This is a genomic window from Sphingobium sp. C100, assembly GCF_000508185.1.
Taxonomy (GTDB): Bacteria; Pseudomonadota; Alphaproteobacteria; order Sphingomonadales; family Sphingomonadaceae; genus Sphingobium.
The window spans coordinates 1-16899 of sequence record NZ_AYOY01000144.1 but is presented as its reverse complement, the minus strand read 5'-3'; the positions used below and the strand labels follow the sequence as shown (position 1 = coordinate 16899).

The following is a 16899-nucleotide window of genomic DNA, read 5'->3' as shown; positions in this document are numbered from 1 at the left end:
TTTTTGCTCTTCTATCCAACCTGCCGCTTGGCCAGCTTACGGGCCAAGGTGCGGCGGTGCATTCCCAGTCGGCGGGCGGCTTCCGAAATGTTGAAGTCGCTATCCTTCAACACTTCATGGATATGTTCCCACTCCAGCGTCTTGATCGACGTCGGCCGCGGCGCCAGCGGCGCGTCGGGATCGCCGCCGGACCGGGCGAAGGCCGCTTCGATGTCATCGGTGTTCGACGGCTTGGCCAGATAGTTGGCCGCGCCCAGCTTGATCGCCTCGACTGCTGTGGCGATACTGGCGAAACCGGTCAGCACGACGATCAGCATTGCCGGGTCATGGGCGTGGAGCGCCTGGACGCAGGCAAGTCCCGACTGCGGGCCGAGCTTCAGATCGACCACGGCGAAACCGGGCCTGTTTTCTTTCAGAAGGCTATTCACTTGTTCCAGGCTGCTTGCCACCAGCACATCATAGCCGCGCCGTTCGAAGGAGCGTTTGAGCGTCCTGGAAAAGCCTTCGTCATCCTCGACGATCAAAAGCTGCTTTTCACTCACCATCGGTCATCTCCTCCAGCGCCAGAGTGGCGAAGGGCAGGCGCAACTGGATCATCGCGCCGCCTTCTGCGCCGTTGCTGGCATCGACCCGGCCGCCCAGCTTGCGAACCACATTGACGACCAGGAACAGGCCCAGGCCGCTGCCCTGCCTGTCCTTGCTCGACCGGTAGGGCTTGCCGAAGTCGGTCAGCATGTCCGGGCTGAATCCCCGCCCATTGTCGCGCACCGCGATGTTCAGCCACTGGCTGTCGCGGCTCACCATCAGGTTGATATAGGTTGCGCCGGCTTCGCGGGCATTGTCCAGCAGATTGGTTACGGCCTGGCGGATCACGGGGTCGGCGACGATCCGGGGATAGTCATGCGGGCCGAAGTCGCAGCGCAGCGGCATAGCCGGATTGGCGCTGCGCCAGTCATGCGCGATGCCGTCGATGAAGGCGCGGATGTCGGTGGCCTGAGGGGCCTCGCCCCGCGCTTCTCCGGCGGACAACAGGATGCCGCTGAGGATCGCCTTGCAGCGCGTGACCGCCGCCTGCATTTCCTCCACCTCTTCGATCAGGACGGGATGGCGGGTTATTTCGGGCATGTGGCGCCAGTCACCCAATACGACCGCCAGTTGCGCGAGGGGCGTGCCCAGTTCGTGCGCCGCACCCGACGCCAGCAGCCCCATGCGCACGATATGTTCTTCTTCCGCCGCCTGCTGGCGCATCTGCGCCATGTAGGACTCGCGATCCTGCAAATTGCGGTTGATGCGGGTCATGAACAGCACCAGCAAAACCGCGATCATGGTGAAGCAGATCCACGTACCCACGATATGCAGGTCGAACAGCCGCCCTTCGAGCATTTCGCTCAGGTTCAGCGGACGGTAGGCAAAAGCCAGCCCCGCCGCACATAGCGCCGAGACTGCAACGATTCCCCAGGCGCTCCAGTGATGGAGCAGCATCGCGCCCAGCGCGACCTGCACCAGGTAGAGGGACATGAAGGGATTGGTCGCGCCGCCGCTCAGATAGAGGAGGGTTGTGAGTGCGATGACATCGAACAACAGCGCCAGAAACAGTTCGGCATGACTGATGTCGGTCCGGCCACGCAACACCATCAGGCTGCCCAGGTTCATGGCCACGGCGATGCATGGCACCACCAGCATGGGCAGCAAGGGGAGGCGAATGCCCATGCCGAAATGGACGATCAGGATGGTGGCGACCTGTCCGGCAATGGCAATCCATCGCAACTGGACCAGCAGCGCCATATTCTTGCGCCCGGCGGCGTCGGCGGGCCACCGGCTGGGCAACCAGCGCGCGCGGGTCGGCCCCTGATCGGTCATTTCCGGTTGTCTTTGCCCGTCTGTCGCATGACGATGATGTAGGCGCCGACGGTCATGATCGCCAGTGCGAACCAGGTGATCGCATATTGCAGATGATTATTGGGGAAACTTACGACGGTCAGCCCGCCGATGGGTAGGCGGCCGGGGGATGATCCGGCCTGCGCGTCGATGAAATAGCTTGTGACGGCCGGCGCCAGCCGACGTGCCGATGCAATCGCGGCGACGTCGCGCGAATACCAGCGGTCGGCGGCGGGATTATTGGCCCGCAGGAAGCCGCCGCCCGGTTCGGTCAGGCGGATGAGGCCCGTGATCTGCACCGGGCCGTTGGGCCGATCATAATGAGTCTTTGCGTCGGGCGGCACGAAACCGCGGTTGACCATCAGGATGGTGCCGTCGGGATGGCGCAACGGGGTCAGCACCCAATAGCCCGCGCCCCGGACGGTAGACGCCAGGACCAGGGCGCTGCGGTCATGCAGGAATATGCCGTTGGTCGTGACGCGGCGATATTCGTCGTCGCGTGTCGCTGCGCGCGGCGCCGGCACCGGCGCGGCATGGATGCGGGCATCGACCCGTGCGATCAGATCGCGTTTCCACGCCAGGCGCTGGACCTGCCAGACGCCCAGAGCGCCAAAGCCGGCAAAAAGAAGCAGGGTGATCAGCGTCAGGCCGATCAGAAAGCCCGGGGAACGCCGGCGGCGTTCCCCGGTGCCTGCGGATGTCACGGCATCCCGCTCATATTATCCATGGTGCGCATTTCCTGCGTCGAACCCATGTCCATGTGCATTTCGGGATGCGGCATCATGTTGGCGTTAAGATGATACATGACCCACATCGAACCCGACAGGACGATGACGACCAGCACGATCGTCAGCATCATCGCCATGAACGACCAGCCGCCCTCGACGCGGGTGTTCATGTGCAGGAAGTAGATCATGTGGACGATCACCTGCACCGCGGCAAAGGCCAGGATGATGAAGCCGGTCAGTTGCGGGTCGCCGAGCGTTCCCGACATCACCAGCCAGAAGGGGATGGCCGTCAGGATGACCGACAGGCCGAATCCGATCATGTAGCTGCCGAAGCTGCCATGCGAATGATCATCATGATGCTCGTCATGATGACCGTGATCATGCGTGTGGACGGCGTCGCTCACCGGAGCACTCCCATCAGATAGACAAAGGTGAAAACGCCGATCCAGATGACGTCCAGGAAATGCCAGAACATGGAAAGGCACATCAGGCGGCGCTTGTTTGCGGGGATCAGGCCCTTTTTGGCGACCTGCACCATCAGCGTGATCAGCCAGATCGAACCGAAAGTGACGTGCAGCCCGTGCGTGCCGACCAGCGTGAAGAAGGCCGACAGGAACGCGCTGCGCCACGGACCCGCGCCCTCATGGATGAGGTGCGAGAATTCGTAGAGTTCGATGAACAGGAATGCGCCGCCGAACAGCAGGGTGACGAAGAGCCAGCCCTGGGTGGCGCTGATCTTGTTCTTCTCCATCGCCAGCATGGCAAAGCCGTAGGTGATCGATGAAAAGAGCAGCATCGCGGTGTTGAGCGCGATCAGCGGCAGGTCGAACAAGTCCTTGGGACCGGGGCCGCCGGCGAAGCTGCCGCCCAGCACGGCATAGGTGGCGAACAGGATGGCGAAGATGAGGCAATCGCTCATCAGGTACATCCAGAAGCCCAGCATGGTGCTGTGGCCTTCGTGGAGGTGGGGTTCCTCGGGCAGATGATAGGCCCGAGGTTCCATGGTTGCAGTTGCGCTGCTCATGAGGGTCAGACTCCCGCCGCGAGGATGCGCGTGCGCTCTTCCTCGGTGCGCGTCACATCCTCGACCGGGATGTAGAAGTCGCGCTTATAGTTGAAGGTGTGGCCGATGGCGACCGCGACGATCCCGATGAAGCTGATGCCCGCAAGCCACCAGATATACCAGATCAGCGCAAAGCCGCAGAGCGTGGCCAGAGCGGCCAGGATGACGCCGGTGCCAGTGCTGCTGGGCATGTGGATCGCCTTGTAGCCGCTCAGCGGGCGCTGGTAGCCGTTCCGCTTCATGTCCGCCCAGCTGTCGGTGTCATAGACAACCGGGGTGAACGCGAAATTATATTCCGGCGGAGGCGAACTGGTCGCCCATTCCAGCGTGCGGCCGTCCCAGGGATCGCCTTCGACAGCCAGTTCCTTGCGCTTCCAGATCGAAAGGGCGAACTGGATGAGCATGGCGCCGATGCCCGCCGCGATGATGACAGCGCCGATAGCGGCAATGACGAACCAGATTTGCAGCGAAGGATCGTCGAACACCCGCATCCGGCGAGTGACGCCCATCAGGCCCAGGACATAGAGCGGACCGAAGGCAAGCCAGAAGCCGACCTGCCAGCACCAGAAGGACACATGGCCCCAGAACTGGTTGAGTTTGAACCCGAAGGCCTTGGGCCACCAATAGTTGATCGCTGCGAACAGGCCGAACAGCACGCCGCCGATGATCACGTTATGGAAATGCGCGATCAGGAACAGCGAGTTGTGCAGCACGAAGTCGGCGGGCGGCACCGCCAGCAGTACACCGGTCATGCCGCCGATCGTGAAGGTCAGCATGAACGCGATCGCCCACATCATTGGCAGCTCAAAGCGGATGCGACCACGATACATGGTGAAGAGCCAGTTGAACAGCTTGGCGCCCGTCGGGATCGAGATGATCATTGTCGTGATGCCGAAGAAGCTGTTGACGCTGGCGCCCGATCCCATGGTGAAGAAGTGGTGCAGCCACACCAGATAGGACAACACCATGATGCAGCAGGTCGCGTAGACCATGGACGTGTAGCCGAAGAGGCGCTTGCCACAGAAAGTCGACACGACTTCGGAGAAAACGCCGAACAGCGGCAGGATGAGGATATAGACTTCCGGGTGGCCCCAGATCCAGATCAGGTTCACGTACATCATCGGATTACCGCCGAAGTCGTTCGTGAAGAAGTTGGTGCCGGCATAGCGGTCGAGCGACAGCAGGACCAGCGTGGCGGTCAGGATCGGGAAGGAGGCGACGATCAGGATGTTCGCGCACAGCGACGTCCAGGTGAAGACCGGCATCTTCATCAGGGACATGCCCGGTGCGCGCATCTTCACGATAGTCGCGATCAGGTTGATGCCCGACAATGTCGTGCCGACGCCTGCCACCTGCAAGGCCCAGATATAATAGTCGACCCCCGTGGCCGGGCTATAGTCGATGCCCGAAAGCGGCGGATAGGCGAGCCAGCCGGTCTGGGCGAATTCGCCCAGGAACAGCGAGCACATCACCAGCACCGCGCCGCCCGTGGTCATCCAGAAACTGAAATTGTTGAGGAACGGGAAGCTGACGTCGCGCGCGCCGATCTGGAGCGGGACGATATAGTTCATCAAACCCGTGATGAACGGCATCGCCACGAAGAAGATCATGATGACGCCGTGCGCGGTGAACACCTGGTCATAGTGATGGGCGTTGAGATAGCCTTCGGACCCGTTGAAGGCGAGCGACTGTTGCAGGCGCATCATGATCGCGTCGGCAAAGCCGCGCAGGAACATGATGAGGCCCAGCACCATGTACATGATGCCGATCTTTTTATGGTCGACGCTGGTGAACCACTCCTTCCAGAGATAGCCCCAGAGGCGGAAATAGGTGAGCGCGCCGACGACCGCCGCGCCGCCCAGCACCACCGCGACGAAGGTCGCGACGACGATGGGCTCATGCCATGGGAAGCTATCCCATGTCAGACGACCGAAGATCATCTGCGTTGTTGTGAGTGTGCCAGTCATGGGCCTTACCGATGCTGCGCGTGCGCGTCAGCGCCGCTGTGGGGATTAAGGTCGATCGCGGGTTCATGGTGCGGGCCGGGTGCGCCCGGCGCGTCCGGGGCCGTTTCCTGCCCTTTATTCCGGTCGCTCTGGTCGATCACATGACTGTCGGGGAAGTCATATTGCAGCCCCTCGGTCTCCCTGGCCGACTCTTTGCCCGCGCCGCCCATCATGTTGATGTGCATGAGTTCGCCCATGCAGCGCTGGCCGGGCTTGGGGCAGAGGTTGACGACCGCGTCAAACAGCTTGGGGTCGGTCGCGCCGAAATAGGCGGTGGGCGCCTTCTCGCTGGGCTTGGCAAGAGCGAGATAGACATTCCGGTCGAGCTGGGTGCTGCTTGCCTTCACCTTGGCGACCCAGGCGTCGAAGCCGGCCCGGTCCATCGCCTTGTAGCCAAAGCGCATATGGGTGAAACCCGCGCCTGAATAGTTGGCGGAAAAGCCGGTGCCGGTGACGGGCTTGTTGGCGACGGCGTGAAGCTGCGTCTTCATGCCCGGCATGGCGTAGATCTGGCCGGCCAGTTCAGGAACATAGAAACTGTTCATGACGGTCGATGCCGTAATGTCGAAACGAACCGGAACATTGGTGGGCAGCGCCAATTCATTGACGGTGGCGATGCCGAGTTCGGGATAGATGAACAGCCATTTCCAGTCCAGCGCGACCACTTCCACTGTCAGCGGCTTGACCTTGGGATCGATCGCGGTCGTCGCGTCGATCCGGTCGAGCGGCCGATAGGGGTCCAGCTTGTGCGTGCTCACCCAGGTCAGAGCGCCAAGGCAGATGATGATCAACAGCGGCGCCGACCAGATCAGCAGCTCCAATTTGGTGCTGTGATCCCAGTCGGGATCATAATCTGCATCCGCGGACTTGTTTGTCGCACGGTAGCGCATCGCGAAGAAGACCACCAAGGCCATGACGGGGATGACGATCAGGAGCATCAACGCGGTCGAGATCAGGATCAGATCGCGTTGCTGCACTGCAATATCGCCCGATGGGTTCATCACGACCCAGTTGCAGCCCGCCAGCGGCGCCGCAAGGATCGGGGCGGACCAGCGCAAAAGCGGGATCCATTTGGGTGAGTTTGGCTGTGACATGGCAGCGCGCCTAACCGTTCCGCGACGAGTCGGCCAGTGGGCAATTTGTCCAATTATGTGCGGACGCAAAAAATGTTTTGGCTATGGGATACTGCTTAGATTCTGCAGGTTTTCTGTTATGTTGCCATTCCCAGGCCGCTGGCAGACGAGAAAACCGCGCCGGTGGCCCAGCCAAGGAGCGGATGTATATGAGTTCTGGGGCCATTGCCTTCACCTCCAAGCCACTTGAGGATGACGCGCGCAAGATCAATGCGCGCGACCACAGGATTGCGCCGGGGGATATCTCGATAGGGGTGATCATCGGTCGCACCTCCGAGTTCTTCGATTTCTTCGTTTACGCCATCGCTTCGGTGATCGTGTTCCCCAGCCTGGTCTTTCCCTATGTGGATGCGCTGACCGGCACCCTCTATTCCTTTGCCATCTTCGCCGTCGCCTTCATCACGCGGCCGATCGGTTCGTTGTTGTTCATGGCGATCGACCGGCATTATGGCCGCGGAACGAAGCTGACCGGCGCCCTGTTCCTGCTGGGCGGATCGACGGCGGCCATCGCCTTCATGCCCGGTTACGAGACGATTGGCCACTATGCAGCGGTCGTACTGGTCATCTTGCGCGCCGCACAGGGCATTGCGCTCGGCGGGACATGGGATGGCCTCGCCTCGCTCCTTTCACTGAACGCGCCGCAGCATCAGCGCGGCTGGTACGCCATGGTACCGCAACTGGGCGCCCCGCTGGCACTGGTGGTGGCGAGCGGCCTGTTCGCCTTCTTCCTGACCAACATGTCGGAAGCGGATTTTCTAAGCTGGGGCTGGCGCTATCCCTTCTTCGTCGCCTTTGCGATCAACGTGGTGGCCCTGTTTGCGCGCCTGCGCATTGTCGTGACGCATGAGTTCGAACGACTGTTCGAACAACGCGACCTGGTGCCCTCGCCGGTTCTGCCGACGGTCAAGGCCGAAGGACGCAACATCATCATCGGTGCGTTCGCGCCGCTGGCCAGCTTTGCGCTGTTCCACATGGTTACGGTCTTCCCGCTCTGCTGGATCGCGCTGTACACCGATCAGCCGCTTGACCGTTTTCTGGTGATCGAAATGATTGGAGCGTCGGTCGGCCTGCTGGCCATCGTCGTGTCGGGCTTCGTTGCGGACCAGATCGGCCGTCGATCGCTGCTCGGCTGGTCGGCGCTCGGCATCGCGATTTTCAGCGTCATGGCGCCGCTGCTGCTGACCGGCGGGGAATTGGGTGAAGTCGCCTTCATGATCCTGGGCTTCATGCTGTTGGGCCTCGCCTTTGGCCAGTCCTCCGGCGTCGTCGCTTCGAACTTCGCCACCGAAGCGCGCTATACCAGTTCCGCGCTGACGTCAGACCTTGCCTGGCTGGTCGGGGCGGGCTTCGCACCGCTGGTCGCCCTGTTGCTGTCGGTCAAGTTCGGGCTTGCCGCATCGGGCATCTACCTGCTCTCGGGTGCCGTGGCGACGATGGTGGCGCTCTATGTCAACAAGGAACTGGCGGGCAAGGACCGCTAGACCGCGTCCCGCATCCGCGCCAGCGCCTTACGGTCGAACCAGCCGGTGAGACCGGGGCGCGGATGCCAGCGGGGCAGCCATTCCTCATAAAGGCTTGAAAGACGCGCGGGGAGGCCATCGGGCCCCTCCCGCGTCATGATGTCCGACACGATCCGGTTCTGGTAGAAGCGAACCGAGTAGTTGATCAGCCGCTTATATTGCATCCGCCACGTCGAAGGGCGGAAGAGGCTCACCTGCTCGCAGCGAAAGCCCGCACCTTCGCAGGCCAGCACGCGCTCGTGCACCCATTGGCTGTCGCGCTCCAGGCCGGTATGCGCCCAGGCCGCGACCATGCCATCGTCGCCGATCAGGTCTTCGGGCAGGCGCAACCCGCGCTTGCGAATGTCCGCCAGAAACCGCCCCGACAACGCATAAAGGTCGCCGAACAGCCCGCCTTCGTCGCGCAGCCCTTGTTGATAAGCGGCCGCCATCCGGCCGTTCAGCGGCATCCCCGCCGCGGCGTTGGCATTGGGGTGGGCGCCCAGCGCGACCACAAGCGCGTCGAGCGATCCGGGTTCGATTTCGGCGTCCCCATCCATGAAGATCACCACTTCATCCTCGCCGGTCAGCAGATCATGGACGAAATGATTCCAGGTCCGCGACTTGCCGCCTTGCGCTATGTCATGGACGATCACATTGGCGCGGCCACCGGCCGCCACCCTGGCGCGCTCTGCGGTCGCATCGGTCGTTCCGTTGATCAGCACATGGAAAAGGGTGTCCGGTCGATCCAGCGACAACGAGGCAAGGCAGACGCCGATCCGCCGCTCCTCCTGATGCGCGAAGATAGCGACGGCGACCGTCATAGCCTTAGCGGAAGTCCCAGCTCTGTTCACCATGCTGCGCGCCGTCCAGCCCATCGGCTTCGGCTTGCGCACTCGCGCGCATGGGAATGACGACCGACACCGCCAGCGCAGCAATCGCGCTGCCCACCATCGCCCAAAGGGCCACAACCACTACGCCGATGACCTGGCTGGTCAGGGCGCTCGTCAAGCTGATGCTCGGGTCGAAACCGACGCCGCCCAGCAGGGGCATCACACACAGCGGCAGCAACAATGCGCCCGTGACCCCGCCAAGGCCGTGAATAACGAAAATGGCCGCCCCGTCATCCACGCGCCGTGCAACCAGCCCTGTGCAGAGCCGGCAGACCAACGCTGTGATGATGCCGATCAGCATTGCCCCGCCCGTGCCGACCAACGCCGCGGATGCGGATATGGCGGCGATCCCCGCCAACGCACCCGACATGAAACCGGTCGCGCTGCCGCGTCCGGGAAACACGCGATCAAGGAGGCCCCATGTCAGCGCACCAGCGCAGGCGGCGAAATGATGGTTGAGCAACGCGGCGGCGGCATCATCGGTGGCGCCCAGCGCCCAGCCGCCCACCAGCCCTGACAGGCCGATCCAGAGCAGCGCACCGCCGGCGAGGCCGAGCACCGGACTGTGACCGGCGCCGGTGCGCTCGCGCCTCGGTCCGGCGATGAGGGCGAGGGCGAGGGCGGAAAAGCCCGCCGTGACATGGACGACCAGCGCGCCGGCAAAGTCCATCACACCCGCCGTCGCAAGCCAACCGCCCGCCCAGATGGCATGAGCCAGGGGCACATAGACCAGCAACAGCCACAGCGGCGCAAAGCCCAGAAACCAGCCGATCTGCGTCCTTTCGGCAACCGCGCCGACCAACAGGCAAGCAGCGATCAGGGCTGGACCCATCTGGAAGAGCACAAAGGCGGATTCGGGAATGGTGAGCCCATCACGCAGCGCTGCGAGGTTGGCCAGCATCAGGTTCGCCCCGCCGCCGATCCAGTCGCCGCCCGGCGCATAGACCAGGCTATATCCTGCAATCCCCCAGCCGATCGATATGGTTGCCGCCACCGCTGCGCCTTGCGCCATGACCGACAGCGCGTTGCGGACATTGACCTGCCCCGCATGGCGCAGCATCAGCCCCGGCAGCGCAGCCGCAAGCAGCAGGATCGAGCAGAGCATCGACCACCCCGTATCACCACTGTCGGCGGCGGCGATCTGGGCCAGGGCGGGCTGCGGCAAGGCGATCAGGACAAAAAAGGGCAGGGCGAGGAGGTGGCGCATCGCAAATCCCGGCAATCGACAGATGCGCTTTCCTAGACCCGCCTTGGTAAAGACTTCAATAAGCAGAGAACGGTATCCAACCCCGACCAATATTGCCGATGTGAGCGAACCCCCGGCGGCCGCATCGCTTCAGCGAGTGTGGGGGGCGTGCCGCCGGGGCGGTTCCGCGGGTCGGGGGCCTGCGGAACCGATGTTAAGCAGAAAATAAGTGTAGGCTCTGTTCGTCATGACCATGGCAGCACATCGTCCCGATGGCAGGCGATCAGGTCGGAGGCATAGAGGCAGGCGGTGTCGGACAGGGCGAAGGAGTCGAAATAACGATCCAGCATGTCTTCAAAATCCCTGGTCAATGCGGCCGCCACCTGCATCCGGTCGACATGGTCCGCAGGGATGAAGAGATAGTCGCGCGGAAGCTGTCGGCTCTTTTGCCCGGAGATGGAGGGGCTGATCGTCCAGTCGAGGACATGGCCCTTGATCCTTGCGGGGGTCATGTCGTGATAGACGCTGCCGAACCGGCCATGGGTGGAGTGCTGATAAAGCCGGCCGGTCGCCGCGGCGAAGGCCTCGGTCGATCGCAACCGATCGAGCGTCCGCGCCCAATCGCCCCGGATAGCATGGTCGCTTCGCGTGATCAGGAGCGAACGGGGTGGGTCGTCGTGCAGGAACCGATCGAATAGCGCTGTCGTGGTGGCGAGTGCGGTTCGTTCCCCTGGTTGGTGAGATTGCGCGTCAAAGGCGAGGCAACAGGCGCCATCGGCGGTTTCCCATACGCCCGCGACCGTGCCGATCGCCGAACCGAGCAGGTTGCCATTCGCCTTCATCCAATTCTTCAGATCTTCTTCCGATTGCGCCTGCACCACGATGTTCAGCCCGCGGGGCTCGTGACGGGCGGTCTGCACCATGGTGGCGGGCGTGGGAACATGCAGCCGGCTGCGGTTGCTGTTGAAGTCCTCGGTCGCGGTGATCTGGTTATCGACCCTGCCGGCCTGATAGCCGCCAAGCAGCGCGGGCACCATCAGCGGCGGGGTATCCCGCGTGTAGCGCAGGATCAGATCCCAGTCGACGAGTCGGCGGAGTTGCTCGTCAAAGCCGCCATGAAGGCCATGGAGATGCCGTCTATGGACGAAGACGTTCAGGTCGATGAAGTTGCGCTCCTCCAACCGGCTCCGGTTGAACGGACATAGGCGGATGGCCTTTTGCTCTTGCCTGTCCGGAATGTCGCCTGATCCGGCCACCGTCTGATAGATGACCTGACCGGCATAGGCGGATTGATATCCGCGCCGTTCCGACAGCGCGCCGGTCATGATCGCCAGATAGTCCGTGTCCCACAGATTGTCGGTATCCAGATAGGCGATAATGTCTCCCTTTGCCTCATCCAGGGCCCGATTGCGCGCGACCGAAACGCCCCTGTTTTCCGGAAGGCGGATCAGGATAATGCGGGGATCGTCGATGGCCTGAACGATTGCTGCGGTTTCGTCGGTGCTGCCGTCATCGACGATGATCAGCTCGAAATTCTCATGGCTCTGGTCCAGTACGGACTGGATCGCCATGTTGATGACGCTGGCGCGATTATAGGCTGGCATGATGATGGAGACGAGTTCGCCGGCGTCCGATGGCGCGGTGCGTTTCTTGAGCAGGCGCTTTTCCATCTCCAGTTGCCGCAGCAGGCTGGTCGCGAGTTCGGAATGACCGGCGCCCATTCGATCTTCGCAATAGGCCCATTGCAGGAACGAGCGCATGGAAAAATAAGGAGAGAAGCCGCGATTGTCGTTCTTTACGGCGACGGTCTTCTTGGTCAGACTCTTGTCTTCGCCGGCCAGCCGCAATTCGACCTGAAGGCTCTCCTGAAGAAGATGCCGGTTGCGCAACTGCAACGAAAAGCCATGGCGACCGTCGCCAATCCGCGCCCTCCGCAGATCTTCCCGGTCGATATCGGCGGCGATTGCGGTTGCGACCAGATCATTGTCGATAAAAATGTCCAGCCGTATCTTGATGTCGGGATGGGCAAGATCGACCGCCCAACCCCTGAGCATTCCGTCGCTGACGGTCTCGACCATGGCCTTCAGGATCGGTTTCCTGGGCGCTCCCACGCCTTTGTCCGTGCTCCAGACATCACCTTTCAAGCTGCCGGACACCGGCAGACGCCGTCCGTTGATGCTATTGCGCAGCTCGAAATGGGCGCGGTCCTCATCAATGCGTCGCGGGATGGGAAAGGTAAATCCGGTCCCTTCGCCATAGCCGGCTTCGACTACATCCGCTCGCGGCAGGCTAGGCTCGATGCGGCTCACCGGTTGGCCGTTCCTGAATAGCCAGGCGACGCCGGGTCGCCATTCAGCCGTCGGGGCCGCGCGTTCGGCGATCCACCCACATAACTGGGCATCAGTTTTCCGATCGATACGGCCTTGGCTTTCCCCTTCATCGAACAGTATAACCTCGTCGATCCGTTGCCCGACATCGATCATCCCCCTGACATTGTCAGCGCCATCCTCGATGGCGGCGTGCACACATCGATCGAACAGGGGGAGAAGATCTGTAGATGATTTGGCAACCATCTTGCGCAGCGGCGTGATGAGGCCGCCGTTCAGGTGATCGATGATTGCGGCAGGGGTGGGACGCATGTTGCGAGGCGCCCATTTACGCGCAAGATGGAACCGGCCGCGGATAAGGTAATAGAGCGGTTCGATGCCCGGAAAGGCGTTTTGCGTCGGCTCGGCGATCGGCCGTGCCTGGCTGCTCGGCTGGACTATAAGGGCTATACCCTTGCGCTTTGCGGCCATGCTCCACTCGACCACCGCTTGCGACGTAACATGGTCTTCAGGCAGAAATCCCGTCTTGTCGAGCAGCATCGTCGGCAGGAGCAGGCCGTAATGGTCCAGCGCTTGCGCCAGATAGGGCTGGCGATCGAGCAGCGGTTTGTCGCCAGCGAGCAAGGGCTCCAGTTCCAGGCAACCGCCAGGGCCATGGTAACTGCGATAACCGCCCTGATCGATACGACCATTATCGGCCAAAGCCAGCGGCGCGACGATCGCATCCGCTCTCCCCTGGGCGAGCAGCGCGGTGACGGCCTCCTTGTCGAGGAGCATGTCGGGATTGAGCAGCAACGCTTGCTCACAGCCGTCGTCGCGCATCATCGCGAGCAGCAAGTTGGTCGCGCAGGCCAGGCTGGCAGGGGTGTTGATATAGGCGAGGACGTCAGTCAGCGTTTGCAGCCCATAATGAGGAATTCCGTTCGACGCGGCATCGAACACATAGGTCCGGATGCTGCGGTCCGTCATCATGCTGATTTCGGCGAGCTGAGCGGCGACCCGAGCCGCGCACCCGGTGTTGACGATGCCAACGCCCAGTTGCGCCTGTTCCGCATCCTGTCGACGGATATAGTGCACCGTGCGTGACGATCGGCCGACGCGGACGACTTCCGCTTTCGGGGTGATCCGTTGAGCTAAAGCTTCATGAAACCGGGCGCTGACGTTGGTCCAGGACAGCGATGTGGACAGCTTGCGACCGGCCATTGAAATGGCGGTCCGCGCATCATGATCGAGGTCCAGCCCCCGGCCCAGCGCCGTGGTCAAGGCGCCAGGCACTTCGGCGTCATAAGTGATGCCCAGCCCCGCCTCGTCCACCAGGGCGAGCGCGGGTGAGCGTGGGGCGACGACCGGCTTTCCATAATGGGCCGCCAGCATCATCGTGCCGGATGTCAGGACGTCGTTATAGGGCAGGGCGATCAGGTCCGCCGCGCCAAACAACAGCGGCACCTTCGTATCCGGGATGAAACCATCCAATATGTGAATGCGGGGATTATTCTCTTCGATCAGCCGGGCATGGGCTGCCGTGAAGCCCGCCATGGGTTTGCCCGCGATCAACAAATGCACCTGATCCCGATCGGCGTCGTCGCCCAGCGCCTGGAATGCGTGGAGCAGTTCATCTAGTCCCTTGTAGGGACGGATCTGCCCGAAAAGCAGGATCAGCGCGTCCACGTCCTTCAGGCCCAGCAGTTGGCGGCTCTGATATTTGTTGAAGGCAGGGCCATAGCAGCCCTCATAGCTGCCGTGCGGCACGATGATGCATTTGCGCTGGTCGATGGGATAGCTTTGGCAAACCTGCGCGATGGCTGCGTCGTCGTGCAGGTGGATGATATTCGCGGCATCCGCCAGCCGGCGATGAAAATCGGCGCCGACCTCGCCGAATGCCGTTTCGTGCGGCAGTCTATTGTGAATCGTCCACAGGAAGATGCCGCCCATCGCCTTGAACGCACGCACGGCCCGCAGGAAATTGCTCGCCCTCGACTGATAGTCGAAAGCATCTTTGACGTCCGCGAAAAGGGGGTCGGGCCAGTGAAGATGGAAGATTATAGGGCGGTCAGGCGCAGCGGTTGCGATCAGCTCCAAAGCGCGCTGAATAGTGCCATATTCGACCTCGCCGGAAAGGCGGAAGGCGCTGTACAGGCCGTGTTGATAGGGATTGGAGGCCGTATAGTCGGGATAGGAGACCAGGCGAGCGCCCGCCATTGCATCGGCCACGGGAATGAGCGCAGGCAGCTGGTGTGAATCGGGCTGCCGGATATCCGCTTCATGGCTTGTGCCTGGGACGAGGTCGCGCTCATCGTCGAACGAAATAGTTTCGAAGGAGGCGACGGGCTGGTCCATTTCATCCTCTTCCCGGCTCTTGATCAGCCGTTGCGCGCAGTAAGGGTGGTCCGCGCCGGTCAAGGGGCCGGCGCGGACCGGGTAGATCAGGCAGAGCGCTTGAGCGGCTGCACTTGACCTTCGATCACGATGGCACGGTCGGCCAGGCGCTTGTGCATCGCGCGGATCGTCTTCTGGTCGCGCACCGCATGGAAGCCCGGACGGCTGCCTTCGCGGCGCATCTGGTCCACAGAGGTCAGGCTGGTGACATCCGCATTATGGAAGAAGTTGCGATTGCCGCCGTCGGTGTAGCTCTCCGAATAGATGCCGTGGGCGCGGATCACGTCGAACTGGTCGAGCTCAATATGATAATAGGAAATGCGCTTCAGGCTCTTGTCGGCAACGATGGTCGAGCCGTTCACCAGGTCTTTCGCGCGGACCAGCAGCCCATCGACATAGAGATGGTGCCAGGGTGAAACACGAATGTCCTTGCTGGGGACATTCTCGCTGACGGCATCGCGCTTGATCAGGATCGGCCAGATGTCGTCGAGATGGGCCTGCGGAATGCGATGCGCCCATTCATGGCGATAGCCGACCCAGCGGACTTCGCGGAGACCGCTGCGACCCTGCACCTTGTCACCAACCTGAATGTCCTCGACTGCGACTTCACCGCGATCGGTGTCGATCATGGTGCCACGCAGGAAGCAGACCGGCGCAACGAACTGGCCTGTGCCATCGACGAAGCTGGACGGATCCGCCAGAATGGCGGCGGCCAGATCGGGATCGATGCCGTTGAGGTTGAACGTGACCGTCTGGGCGCCGATGAGCGCGCCATTGGTCAGAACAAGCGTGGCGTTGCCCGAGACGGAGTCATAGTCGAAGTCGTCAAATTCATACCCATCGACGCCGACGCTGTCGCCCCAGTGGAAGCCGTTCACATTGAAGGACGAGGTGGTGTCGATCAGGCCCTTGTCATAGGTGAAGGAACCAAAGCCGTTGCCGGAAAAGTTGACCGTCTGGGTGCCCAGGTTGATGCCGAGCAGCGCTGGACCCTGAACCGAGATGCTCGAGGTGTCGCCGACATTATAAGTGACGCCCGACAATGCGGTTGCGCCCAGCACGCCGTAATCGATATTCAGATTGCCATCGTTAATGGCCGAGAAGGTGGGAGAGGATGCCGCCTGTACACCTGCAATGGAGGATACGGTTGCGCTAACGCCATCGACCGTCAGCGTGTGGGTCCCCAGCGCTGTGAGATTGATGGTGTTCGTGTCATCTGCATTTTCGCTGTTGATCGTTTGATCGCTAGCTAGAAGGTCAAGGTTGAGAATTGCCATGATCAATCTCCCTGTTGTTGGGGGGGTAGTGCCTTATTTAATCAGCAATATTGATGATCCGGGAATATTATTGCGGATTAAATTCCATGAAATGTTAATTCTAATCCAAATCGGACACTATTTGGACTGAAAAGCTCCAATATTTCTATGGCAAAGAAGGTTTTTGTCTGAATTGATCGCGGATCGCGGCATGAAATTGCCGGAGGACACTTGTCCGGTTGTGATGCGCTGCTTTTGATCGCCGCATTCCGTGCAAGGAGCGGTTCGCGTGCATTTGGGCCTGTAGAACTGTCCGCGTTGACGAAGATGAGGTGTGACTAGTTGGTAGCCGATGATTGGTTCTATGATCCACCAGCGGCTGAACGGGCGCGAGGGCATATGCAACGCAGGCCTTGTCGCCATCATCAACACCCAAGAAGATCGCAAGATATTCTCTGGTGGAGCAAGCCTTGCTTAATATCGTGCCTTGTGCTCCTGCGCCAACCATATCGCCCCTCACAGATCCAATGAGTGACAGAATAGTCAATTCTGTA

At 61.6% G+C, this 16899-nt stretch carries 13 protein-coding genes; 1 reads left to right on the top strand and 12 read right to left on the bottom strand.

Going from position 1 to position 16899, the window contains the following annotated elements:
* Window positions 1–11: 11 nt before the first annotated feature.
* The 7 genes from C100_RS36110 to cyoA are packed head-to-tail and all read right to left on the bottom strand — an operon-like array spanning window position 12 to window position 6769.
* Window positions 12–545 carry a response regulator transcription factor gene (locus tag C100_RS36110; RefSeq protein ID WP_031309473.1) on the bottom strand — a complete coding sequence of 178 codons (534 nt, stop codon included), beginning with the start codon at window positions 543–545 and terminating at the stop codon, window positions 12–14.
* Window positions 535–1860, bottom strand: coding sequence for an ATP-binding protein (locus C100_RS36105; protein WP_024019939.1), 1326 nt, complete (start codon window positions 1858–1860; stop codon window positions 535–537). Before C100_RS36105 ends, C100_RS36110 begins: the two co-directional genes overlap by 11 nt.
* Entirely contained in the window at window positions 1857–2582 is a 726-nt protein-coding gene (locus C100_RS36100) for an SURF1 family protein (protein ID WP_024019938.1), read from the bottom strand. The genes C100_RS36105 and C100_RS36100 overlap by 4 nt, the downstream gene beginning before the upstream one ends.
* Entirely contained in the window at window positions 2579–3010 is a 432-nt protein-coding gene (cyoD, locus tag C100_RS36095) for a cytochrome o ubiquinol oxidase subunit IV (RefSeq protein ID WP_024019937.1), read from the bottom strand. Before cyoD ends, C100_RS36100 begins: the two co-directional genes overlap by 4 nt.
* Window positions 3007–3630: a cytochrome o ubiquinol oxidase subunit III gene (gene cyoC, locus C100_RS36090; RefSeq protein WP_024019936.1), complete on the bottom strand. Its 624-nt coding sequence runs from the start codon at window positions 3628–3630 to the stop codon at window positions 3007–3009. The genes cyoD and cyoC overlap by 4 nt, the downstream gene beginning before the upstream one ends.
* A 5-nt stretch (window positions 3631–3635) precedes the next feature.
* The gene (cyoB, locus tag C100_RS36085) at window positions 3636–5636 is read right to left on the bottom strand and encodes a cytochrome o ubiquinol oxidase subunit I (protein WP_024019935.1); all 2001 of its coding nucleotides are present in this window, start codon (window positions 5634–5636) and stop codon (window positions 3636–3638) included.
* 5 nt (window positions 5637–5641) lie between these two features.
* Window positions 5642–6769, bottom strand: coding sequence for a ubiquinol oxidase subunit II (gene cyoA / locus C100_RS36080; protein ID WP_031309457.1), 1128 nt, complete (start codon window positions 6767–6769; stop codon window positions 5642–5644).
* A gap of 188 nt (window positions 6770–6957) precedes the next feature.
* Between cyoA and C100_RS36075 the strand changes: the two genes are divergently transcribed.
* Window positions 6958–8289 (top strand): MFS transporter, encoded by a 1332-nt coding sequence (locus C100_RS36075; protein WP_024019933.1) that lies wholly within the window; start codon window positions 6958–6960, stop codon window positions 8287–8289.
* Here the strand turns inward: C100_RS36075 and C100_RS36070 are convergent.
* The 5 genes from C100_RS36070 to C100_RS49130 all read right to left on the bottom strand — a co-directional run.
* The gene (locus C100_RS36070; RefSeq protein ID WP_024019932.1) at window positions 8286–9131 is read right to left on the bottom strand and encodes a glycosyltransferase; all 846 of its coding nucleotides are present in this window, start codon (window positions 9129–9131) and stop codon (window positions 8286–8288) included. The two genes, C100_RS36075 and C100_RS36070, sit on opposite strands and share 4 nt — an antisense overlap.
* Window positions 9132–9135: 4 nt before the next feature.
* The gene (locus C100_RS36065) at window positions 9136–10407 is read right to left on the bottom strand and encodes an ammonium transporter (protein ID WP_024019931.1); all 1272 of its coding nucleotides are present in this window, start codon (window positions 10405–10407) and stop codon (window positions 9136–9138) included.
* A gap of 224 nt (window positions 10408–10631) precedes the next feature.
* Entirely contained in the window at window positions 10632–15050 is a 4419-nt protein-coding gene (locus C100_RS47525) for a glycosyltransferase (RefSeq protein ID WP_052028282.1), read from the bottom strand.
* An 86-nt stretch (window positions 15051–15136) separates the two neighbouring features.
* The gene (locus C100_RS47520; RefSeq protein WP_024019929.1) at window positions 15137–16366 is read right to left on the bottom strand and encodes a Hint domain-containing protein; all 1230 of its coding nucleotides are present in this window, start codon (window positions 16364–16366) and stop codon (window positions 15137–15139) included.
* 145 nt (window positions 16367–16511) lie between these two features.
* On the bottom strand, window positions 16512–16899 hold a 388-nt coding region (locus tag C100_RS49130; RefSeq protein ID WP_235219067.1), incomplete at its 5' end, for a hypothetical protein.